3 protein-coding genes are annotated in these 1,595 nt (G+C 33.5%); all 3 read right to left on the bottom strand.

Translation table 11 applies throughout. The features are described from left to right. Positions 1 to 199: hypothetical protein (locus tag FJR06_RS06090; RefSeq protein WP_168651045.1), on the bottom strand; the 199-nt coding region annotated here is incomplete at its 3' end. 168 nt (positions 200 to 367) lie between these two features. Further along, the gene (locus tag FJR06_RS06085) at positions 368 to 676 is read right to left on the bottom strand and encodes a hypothetical protein (protein WP_015080870.1); all 309 of its coding nucleotides are present in this window, start codon (positions 674 to 676) and stop codon (positions 368 to 370) included. 63 nt (positions 677 to 739) lie between these two features. Next, entirely contained in the window at positions 740 to 1,384 is a 645-nt protein-coding gene (locus tag FJR06_RS06080; protein ID WP_015080869.1) for a hypothetical protein, read from the bottom strand. Between the last annotated feature and the right edge of the window lie 211 nt (positions 1,385 to 1,595).

Raw genomic sequence — 1,595 nt, 5'->3', positions numbered from 1 at the left:
CAATTACCCAAGCCTGAAAACTAATACTTGTCCATTGCGGTTTTAATGTTTCCATTAGCAATTCAGCTTTTGATTTAATTTCTTGGTTTTCATTATTATTAATTAAATCAATTAATTCCAAACAAATAGAATCTAACTCACTGAAAGTATCTATACCATCTTGGATTTTAGATTCTAACTTAATTAATGATTCAAGCATTTTTCTTTCAAACAAACAACATCATCATTAGGCGGTAGCCCAATAAAAAAAGGCAACTATTTCAGTTTGTCCAAAAACTTAAATCCCTAGTTTTCTCTGTTTCGTGTTTTGCTATGCCAGAATCAAATTTTGTTACCGAGCCAGTAATAACTAACTCGGTTTTTATCTTTACTCTTTCCAGTTATTTGGATTTTCTGGCGATGCTAAACTTTGTTCATAGGTATGGTTCATAGTCATATCGCTAAATTGCCGTTTGGCAATCTTTAAGCCCAATCCTATAAAATCTTTATGATCTTCCTCATCCCATAACGGAGATAATGCAATCGCTTCAATCAATCTTGCATTATAATCAGTTAACACTCCATGTATTTCTAGAGTATCAACTAATTTCAACAATCTTTGTTTTGGTGATGGAGGACGGTAACATCTATTTGTTGTTAGCAAAGCTTTTGGCGTAAAACCTGTTAATAATTTCATAAATTTCCTCTAACTAAAAAAAGAGCCGGGATTTCTCCCAGCCCAAAACCTAAATCAAATCAATTATTTACCGCCTTTAATCTTCTTAACATTTGATGGTGGTAACTCTGGCTGTTCTTGGCCACCTTCAAGAAGTGCAGTTATTTCTTCGCTAGACAAACCATCCAAACACTGCATATCACGAGTACCTTCAAAATCAAATAAAGCTGGTTGAGTCTGTAACAATCCAGCTATTTGTTGCAATTGCTTGTTTTCGGGTTCACCTTGACGTTCTCTCCAGTCGAAAGCAACTGTATAGTATGGACCATCTTTACCAGATTCTTTGTTGAATTTGATAGTGAATATTCCCATACCCGGATCTTGTTCACTAATTACATCTTGAACTTTGCTAAACAAGTTGGAAATACTTTGTTTCTTGATATAGCAAACACAGACTGTATTTTGTGGCAATATTTTGGGATCTATGTTTGGTGCAGCAACAAAGAATAATTGAATCCATTGACCTGTATATTGTAGTCCCAGATTTCCATAATACTTAGAGACTTTGATGATAGAAATATCAATTTTATCATCTGGATTACTGCGTCTGTGCTGTGGTTCTTTTCCACCTACAAATATTCCTCCATCTTTGCAGTTTAATCTCACACTATAAGGTACATCAGGTAAAGAAATTGCATCAACTGGTTTTTTCCCAAATACTGAAAACATGATTTTTCCTCTTATTACAATTCAAACTATTTAAAAATCCAAAAACTTATGACATGACTAATCTGAAATGAAAAGCCAAAACCTAAAAGCGGTAGCACAGAAAAAATGTAGAAACTTAGTATTTATTACCAAAGTTCTACATTAATTCTAAACAATTTACAAGAACACTGAAAGGGTTGGTTTTAATGTCATTGTCTCTTGACGACGTAAT

Origin of the sequence: Dolichospermum sp. UHCC 0352 (assembly GCF_009711925.1) — a bacterium.
Classification (GTDB): Bacteria; Cyanobacteriota; Cyanobacteriia; order Cyanobacteriales; family Nostocaceae; genus Dolichospermum; species Dolichospermum lemmermannii.
Note: the sequence above shows the minus strand (reverse complement) of the source record. Positions and strands in the feature narration are given on the sequence as shown.

Bases quoted from the DNA above. Each gene is read 5' to 3' on its own strand.
- FJR06_RS06085 (WP_015080870.1), bottom strand. From the start codon at position 676: ATGAAATTATTAACAGGTTTTACGCCAAAAGCTTTGCTAACAACAAAT.
- FJR06_RS06080 (WP_015080869.1), bottom strand. From the start codon at position 1,384: ATGTTTTCAGTATTTGGGAAAAAACCAGTTGATGCAATTTCTTTACCT.